This is a genomic window from Mycobacterium sp., assembly GCF_019247615.1.
Taxonomy (GTDB): Bacteria; Actinomycetota; Actinomycetes; order Mycobacteriales; family Mycobacteriaceae; genus Mycobacterium.
Window position 1 is genome coordinate 1 of record NZ_JAFBAT010000242.1, and the last position, 6,798, is coordinate 6,798.

Below are 6,798 nucleotides of genomic sequence, written 5' to 3' on the forward strand. Positions count from 1 at the left end.
CGGTGGGCCCGCCAAAACAACGAGCGGTGCTGGCCATGCTGCTCATCAACCGCAACCGGCCGGTATCCGTGGAGTCGTTGATCAATGCGGTGTGGGGCGAGGACCCGGTGCCGGCCGCGCGGACCAGCATCCAGGCCCACGTGTCCAACCTGCGCCGGCTGCTTCGCACCGCCGGCGTCGACCCCTACCACGTGCTGGCCAGCGCACCGCCGGGGTACCAGCTGACCGTCGCCGACGCCGACTGCGACCTCGGGCGCTTCGTCGCCGAAAAGGCCGCGGGCGGCCGGGCCGCCGCGGCGGGACGCTATGAAGAGGCGAGCAATCATCTGTCGTTGGCGCTGGCCGAATGGCGTGGACCGGTGCTCGACGACCTGCGCGACTTCCCCTTTGTCGACGCCTTCGCCACGGCACTGATGGAAGACAAGGTGGCGGCCCACACCGCACGCGCCGAGGCCGAGATCGCCTGCGGGCGCGCGGATGCGGTCATCGGGGAGCTCGAGGTCCTCACCGCGGAGCATCCCTACCGCGAACCGCTGTGGGCGCAGCTGATCACCGCCTACTACGTCACCGAGCGCCAGTCCGATGCGCTCGGCGCGTACCGACGGCTCAAGACCGCGCTGGCCGAAGGGCTCGGCATTGACCCCGGCCCCACGGTGAAGGCCCTGCACCAGCGGATCCTGCGACAGGAGCCCTTGGGCGCCAAGCGCGAAGCCCTCACCACCCGGAAGCGGGGGGTGTACAGCCCCGACCCGTCGACCGCGGGGATTCCACTGGTCGAGGCCATCGTTGGGAGGCTGCGCGCGCCGAACGGGCAACAGTATCCATTGACGGGTGCGATCACCCGGATCGGGCGTTTCACCGACAACGACATCGTCCTCGACGACACCGACGTCAGCCGCCACCACGCCGTGATCACCGACACCGGAACCGGCTTCGTCATGACCGATCTGCGGTCCACCAACGGCGTCGAGGTGCGGGGCCACCGCATCCGGGGCAGCGCAACCCTGGCCGACGGCGACCGCATCCGCATCGGCGGTCACGAGTTCACCTTCGAAATCCGCCCCAGCTGACCGATCGGCTTGGCGAGCCGGCTACCCCAGCCGTTTGGCCAGGGTGGCCAGACCCGGACCGCCGAGGTCGGCCAGCGCCGCCGGACGGCCGGTCATCGCCATCAGGAGGGCCTCACCGGTTCCGCTGACCTCGGGTCCCCGCCCGTGCACCCAATCGATGTCGGTGGCGCGTAACCGCAATCCCCTGATCCGCCGACCGGCGCCGAGCCTGGGGTTGCCCGGCACCAGTTCGAGCACCCGCTCGAGGCGATCAGCCGGGATCGTGCGCGGCCGGCCGAGCGAGCGGCGGATGTCTTGGTGATGGACGGTGCCGTCGACGAGCGCGATCATCCCGCCGAAACCGGCGGTCAGCCCTCGGGGCTCGAGGTGGTCGCGCAAAAACGCCAGCAGTTGTTGCGGGGTCAGGTCGGCGAACTCGTCGACGCCGACCTGGTTGGCCCGCACGACCCAACCCTTCGCGAAGCGCCGGAGCAGCCCGCGGACGCCGAGCTCTTCGTAGCTGACCATGTGCGCGACGACGTGTTTGACGGTCCACTTCGAGCACAGGGTGGGCGCCTCCCACTCCTGCGGGGTCAGCTCGGCCAGGAAATCCGCCAGGTCCGCTCGCTCGGCGCGGGCCATGCTCATCAGCGTGTCCGTCACCTGCCGCCCCCAACGCTGAGCAAACGTGCGTAGCGCCCCAGATACAGCGGCCAGCCCGCGTCGCCGTCGACGCCTTCGGCGACTTTGTCCCAGCCGGGACCGTGACGGTCCAGCCGGCGATGTTCGAGATCGACGCGCGTGCGGTCGTCGGACTCCTGGGTAAATCGAACTTCGACTTCGCTGGTCCTCGAGGGATCCGGTTCCAGCTGCCAGCTTGGTGCAATGTCCCAGGTGAAGAGCAACCGGCGGGGCGGCTCGTACGCCAGGATGCGCGCCCATCGGCAAATGCTGCCGTCCGCCCCGCGGTCGTAGATGTGCCCTCCCACGCGGGCCTCGAACACCGTCTCGGCGATCGGAACCGCGAGCAAGTTGTGTTCGCGCGGCTTGAAGTCACCAAACCGCTCGACGAAGACCGCGAATGCGCGCTCAATCGGGGCGTCGACGACGACGTGGTGGCTGACGTTCGGGCTTCGGGGCTGCGTCATCAGATTCTCCTTCCCGGTGCTTCGATTCTTCGACCGATTCGTCGACCTTCCGCGCGTAGCCGGCCAGGGCCTGAGACCAGAACCGGTCGAGGTCGGCGCGCAACACCTCCAGGCCGGTCGGGTCGAGCTGATAGACGCGGCGGGTGCCGGCGGCGCGATCACGTACCAGGCCGGCGCACTTGAGCACTCGCAGATGCTGGGAAACGGCCGGCCTGCTTACGGGCAGCTCCCGAGCCAATTCACCGACGGCCGACGGGCCCTGAGCAAGGCGTTCCACGATGGCCCGGCGCGTTCCGTCGCCCAGAGCCAGCCAGGCATCACCGTCGCGCGACGTTCGGTAAGTGGACACGAACGGTAAGCTTACACTTACCGAACGCAAGAATTTCGCAAGTATCCCGCAAAGACCCGACAAGCGCCCCGCGTCACTCTTGGGCCGTGGCATTCCCACGCCACAAGCCCAAGCACAAGGAGGAATCGCAACAATGAACGCCAAGTCGAAGAGCGTGTCGAAGCTGCGGGTCGCGGCCGGTGTCGCGGCGGGCACGATCGGCCTTTCCGTGATCGGCTCGCTGGCGCCGGCCGTCGCGTCGGCCGATCCGTGGGTCCCCTACAGCGGACCTTTGCACCCAGCGCGGCATTACGCAGCCGATGTCCTGCACCCGCTTTGGACGCTGACGCACCCATTGCGCTCGGCCATCCCCTAACCCCGCAAACAAGGGCCTGCCGGGGTCCTCGAAGCGCACCGACACGTGCGCCACGGCGATGCGTTCCGGCGCGTCGCGTACGTGGTGCACGGTGGCGCCAGCTTCGGGGCCCGGCAGCGCCCCGCCGTAAGAGGTGCAGCCATGAACATTCCGCACCGCCTCAACCGGATCATCGCAGGGGCCCTGCTTTCCGGGAGCGTCGCGACGGCCGGGTTGGGGTTGGCCGCGGGCGCCGCCCAGGCCAACACCCGGGGCCCATACCAGTGGTGCCCCGGGCAACACCTACCGGAGACCGACGTCGTCTGGGACATGAACGTATGCCATACCTGGTATTGGGTCGACTACGGATTCCAGGCCAACAGGGGTCACTTCGTCTACGAGGGCCCCAACCCGCCGCCGAACCTCGGGTGCATCCCGGGGCTGTGCCTGCCGGGGCTGTAGCGCTACGTTCTGCGCAGCGGCGCCGGGCTCCACAGGCCGCTGCGCGTCGCGGTCCCCAGCCGCAGCTCGGCGGCCTGCGCGTTGGGATAGTAGGGGGTCAGCCGTTGCAGCGAACCCCAGTCGCGCGACCAGTCGTCCTTCAGGTAGGTGGCCACCGTCGTCGCCTTTACCAGTAGTTCGGTGACGCCCAGCGGGCCGCCGCCGTTGTTGTCCATCACCGGTGAGTTGGCCTCGGCACCGAATCGGTCGGGCAGGATGCGCCACTTCGGGGTTTCGTCGACCCCGTTTTGGTGGCCGAACGGTCGCTGGCAGGGGAACGCCAGCCCGACCAGCCAGTCCAGGAACACCGGGTCCTTGGAGCCCACCACCTCCTGCAGCGTGCGCAGCCGCGGAATCCGCGGCGGCGTGAGTGCGATCCAGTGCTGCGGCGCCAGATCTTCGTCGTTGGCCACCAGGCGGATCTGCGTGGCGGTGCTCGGGATCGCCGACAGGGGTAGACGCAGGTTGCGCCAGGCCGGTGTCGCCCCGACGTCAGCGAGATGCGCCGACCCGCCGGGGTGTCCGCCGGCCGCTTGGTCATCGGTGGCCCACTGCACCTGAACCTCGCGAGGGTCGAAGCGACCGGCCGCGCTGACGACCAGCAGCGGCCCCGCCTGCTCGCGCGGCGGCAGGCGGTACCACCCCGAGCGCAGGTGGGCGGGTAACTGGGGGCCGGATCGCCAGCTGCCCAGCACCGGCGTGCGGGCCGGATCCAGGTTGTAGGGCAGCTGGGCGGAGGACCCGTTGATTCCGGGTGCGGGATTGGTGCCGCCTTCGGTGCCGGCCTCGGCGCCGGTGACCTGCCGGTCCTCGTTGAGCGAACTCCCGTCGCCCGGCCGCTCCATCACAGGGTCCGCGCGTACGTCGGCGGGAATACCGTTGGGCGTGAAGGCTTCCGACAAGCCGGCTCCCAGGGCGTCGGCCACCGAAGCGCCGACCGGGTCCAGCATGCCGGCGTTGGGATCCTGCTCCACCATCACGTCCTCGGCCAGTCCGCAAGGCTTGCCGGTCAACGCATCCAGGTTGGACCGTCCCACCGACCACGCCGGGTACTGGACGATCATCGCCACGGTCAGCGATGTGACCTCGAAGATCACCAGCAGCCACGCCGCGATTGCCAACGGGGACCGCGCGATTGCCGCCACCCCGGTCGCCGGTCGACTCTCTGGTGTCCGGTTGGCGGTGGCGACGAAATGGAACCACGCCGCCAGCAGCAGCACGAGCACGGTCAGCCCGAGCAGCGCGGTGGCGAACGCGTAATGCCATGCCGGGAACGAATTCGACCACGGCACACCGAAATTGGAGACGTACCACCAGCCGTTGACGCTGGCGAACGACAGCGCGACCAAAAACAGCACGACGGCGGCGAACACGGTGCGGTTGCGCCGGGAGCGCATCGCCGCGGACGTCACAGCGACCGCGGCCAGCGCGCCCAGCGATCCGGCCAGCCCCGCGAACACGCCGAAGTGGTGCGTCCACTTGGTCGGAGTGAACATCATGGCGAGGAAGGAGATGATCGTGATCCCGACGATGCGGCGGCTCGGTCCGGCGGCCGTGCCCGGGATCCTTCCCTTGCGCAACGACATCGCCACCGATATGCCGAGCGCAAGAACCAACGCGAGCACCGCGAAGCGGCGGGCGATGGATCCGTCTGGAGTCGGCCTGAACAGCAGCTCGTAGCGGATGTGTTCGTCGAACCAGCTCAGGCTCGGTCCGACGGCGCGCTTAAGCATGCTGGCCTTGACCTCCCCCGCCAGGGTCTGGTCGCGGAAGATCAGGATCGTCGTGACGGTGGCCGCCGCCAACATCGGCGCCACCAGCGGCAGCACGCCGAATCGCTTGGACCTGCGGTGCAAGATGGTGCGCAGCGGCCCGATCGCCACCAGCAGCGCGCCGATCGAGGCGATACCGGTCGGTCCGGAGAACAGCGTCAAGGCGCCGATGACGCAGGCGATCGCCACGGGGAGCAGCCGGCTGGTGGCGACCGCGCGTTCCACCGAACACCACGTCAACAGGATGCCGAGCGCGATGATCGGCTCCGGCCGCAGGCCGTTGTCGAGCGGCAGCCAGACGGCCAGGAACATGCCGGCCGCGGTCCACGGCGCGGCCGGCGTCCTCTTGACGGCGTGACCCAGGCGCGGGATGACTTCGCGGCTGATCACCCACCAACACGTCAGCGCCATCACCAGGGTGGGCAGGCGCATCCAGATGCTGGTGGTGCTGACGTGTGCCCATAGGGCCAGCAGGTCGTAGTACCAGCCGAACGGGGCCTCGGGCGTGCCGAACCAGCGGTAATAGTTGGCCATGTAGCCGGCGTGCTCGGACACCCGGGCCATGGTCAGGATGTAGCCGTCGTCGGCGGTGTTGGCGCCGACGAAATGCCACCACACCAGCACCGCGATCACCAGCGCGTCCAGGGTGCCGATCGACCACCAACGCCGGGGCAGGAAGCGGCGGTGGCGGGTGCCGTCGGCGGTGTCCAGGACGTGCAACGCGGCCAGTGCAGCCGCGGTGAGCACCACCCCCAGGATCATCGCGGCCATCTTCAACGGCGTGGGGCTGCTGCTGTAGCGGGTATCGACCGTCGCCGAAAAGCTGAGACCCGGGGGCGCCGGACCGGACAAGTCCGTGAATACACCGACGATCTGGGGCCGGAAGTCGTAGCCGCTCTTCTCGCCACGCAGCGGCGAGCCCGGATGCTCGGCGTTCGGTCCCTGCGTCAGGCCGACGAACTCGGCGACGACCCGGTCGGCGTGCGCGGTGAACGTCAACCGCTGACAGGCTGGGCTGAGCACCTGACTCAGCGGGGCGGTGACGACCGCGACGTTGCGGACCACCAAAACCAGATAGTCGTTGGCGCGCTGGATGAGGAGCCCGCGGTCGACGGCTTTCGGAGCTTGCTTGGGCACCGTCGACAACAGCACCGTCTTGCCCGCGTTCTGCGGCCCCGCCAGACCGGCGGCGGCCTGGCACGGCACCGTGACCGTCAGGTCGGTGGCGACGTACCCGATCAGCGGTGCCTCGACGCTGTCGAACGCGCCGTTCTGCGGCCAGTTGAGTTGGGCGGTGGTTTGGCTGACCGGCAGCACCGGCGTGACGATCGCCAGCAGGGCGCCCAGCAGACCGGCGACGACGGCAACCAGCCGAGCGAGCCGGTAGTTGCCTCCCGCGTCGTTCACGGGGGTAGATGGTAGTTCTTCAGCCAAGTCAGCCGAGATTTCGGTGGCCATCGGCAGCTATGCCGCCGGCTTGCGGACGGCCAGCACAAACGGGCCGATGCTTTCGACGACGAAGCGCGGGTCGGCGAACAGCGAGGCCCGCAGGTCGACGGTATAGCGGCGAACATTCGGCTGGTTGGGGTAGACGTCCTGGGCCAGCCGCAGCGTGTAGTTATTGTTCGCGCCGCGGCGCATGAGA

General features: G+C 69.0%; 8 protein-coding genes. 3 read left to right on the forward strand and 5 right to left on the reverse strand.

Features of this window, described 5'->3' with window-relative positions:
- The first annotated feature begins 2 nt into the window (after positions 1–2).
- Positions 3–1,070 carry a BTAD domain-containing putative transcriptional regulator gene (locus JO059_RS16445; RefSeq protein ID WP_293320540.1) on the forward strand — a complete coding sequence of 356 codons (1,068 nt, stop codon included), beginning with the start codon at positions 3–5 and terminating at the stop codon, positions 1,068–1,070.
- A gap of 21 nt (positions 1,071–1,091) precedes the next feature.
- Here JO059_RS16445 and JO059_RS16450 read toward each other — a convergent pair whose 3' ends face one another.
- Genes JO059_RS16450 through JO059_RS16460 form a run of 3 tightly spaced genes read right to left on the reverse strand, consistent with a single transcriptional unit; the run spans position 1,092 to position 2,546 of the window.
- Positions 1,092–1,712 carry a maleylpyruvate isomerase family mycothiol-dependent enzyme gene (locus JO059_RS16450; protein ID WP_293320542.1) on the reverse strand — a complete coding sequence of 207 codons (621 nt, stop codon included), beginning with the start codon at positions 1,710–1,712 and terminating at the stop codon, positions 1,092–1,094.
- Positions 1,709–2,197 (reverse strand): SRPBCC family protein, encoded by a 489-nt coding sequence (locus JO059_RS16455; protein WP_293320544.1) that lies wholly within the window; start codon positions 2,195–2,197, stop codon positions 1,709–1,711. Before JO059_RS16455 ends, JO059_RS16450 begins: the two co-directional genes overlap by 4 nt.
- Positions 2,139–2,546 carry a metalloregulator ArsR/SmtB family transcription factor gene (locus JO059_RS16460; protein WP_293320546.1) on the reverse strand — a complete coding sequence of 136 codons (408 nt, stop codon included), beginning with the start codon at positions 2,544–2,546 and terminating at the stop codon, positions 2,139–2,141. The genes JO059_RS16455 and JO059_RS16460 overlap by 59 nt, the downstream gene beginning before the upstream one ends.
- Positions 2,547–2,679: 133 nt before the next feature.
- On the opposite strand from JO059_RS16460, the gene JO059_RS16465 reads away from it, so the two are divergent.
- Both JO059_RS16465 and JO059_RS16470 read left to right on the forward strand, forming a co-directional pair.
- Positions 2,680–2,901 (forward strand): hypothetical protein, encoded by a 222-nt coding sequence (locus JO059_RS16465; RefSeq protein WP_293320548.1) that lies wholly within the window; start codon positions 2,680–2,682, stop codon positions 2,899–2,901.
- Between the two features lie 141 nt (positions 2,902–3,042).
- Positions 3,043–3,342, forward strand: coding sequence for a hypothetical protein (locus JO059_RS16470; protein ID WP_293320550.1), 300 nt, complete (start codon positions 3,043–3,045; stop codon positions 3,340–3,342).
- Positions 3,343–3,344: 2 nt separating this feature from the next.
- Here the strand turns inward: JO059_RS16470 and JO059_RS16475 are convergent, their stop codons facing one another.
- Positions 3,345–6,611 (reverse strand): arabinosyltransferase domain-containing protein, encoded by a 3,267-nt coding sequence (locus tag JO059_RS16475; RefSeq protein ID WP_293320552.1) that lies wholly within the window; start codon positions 6,609–6,611, stop codon positions 3,345–3,347.
- Positions 6,612–6,617: 6 nt separating this feature from the next.
- On the reverse strand, positions 6,618–6,798 hold a 181-nt coding region (locus tag JO059_RS16480), incomplete at its 5' end, for an arabinofuranosyltransferase (protein WP_293320554.1).

Excerpts from the sequence above, each read along its gene's own strand:
- JO059_RS16455 (WP_293320544.1), bottom strand. The coding sequence starts at position 2,197 with ATGACGCAGCCCCGAAGCCCGAACGTCAGCCACCACGTCGTCGTCGAC.
- JO059_RS16465 (WP_293320548.1), top strand. The coding sequence starts at position 2,680 with ATGAACGCCAAGTCGAAGAGCGTGTCGAAGCTGCGGGTCGCGGCCGGT.
- JO059_RS16470 (WP_293320550.1), top strand. The coding sequence starts at position 3,043 with ATGAACATTCCGCACCGCCTCAACCGGATCATCGCAGGGGCCCTGCTT.
- JO059_RS16475 (WP_293320552.1), bottom strand. The coding sequence starts at position 6,611 with ATGGCCACCGAAATCTCGGCTGACTTGGCTGAAGAACTACCATCTACC.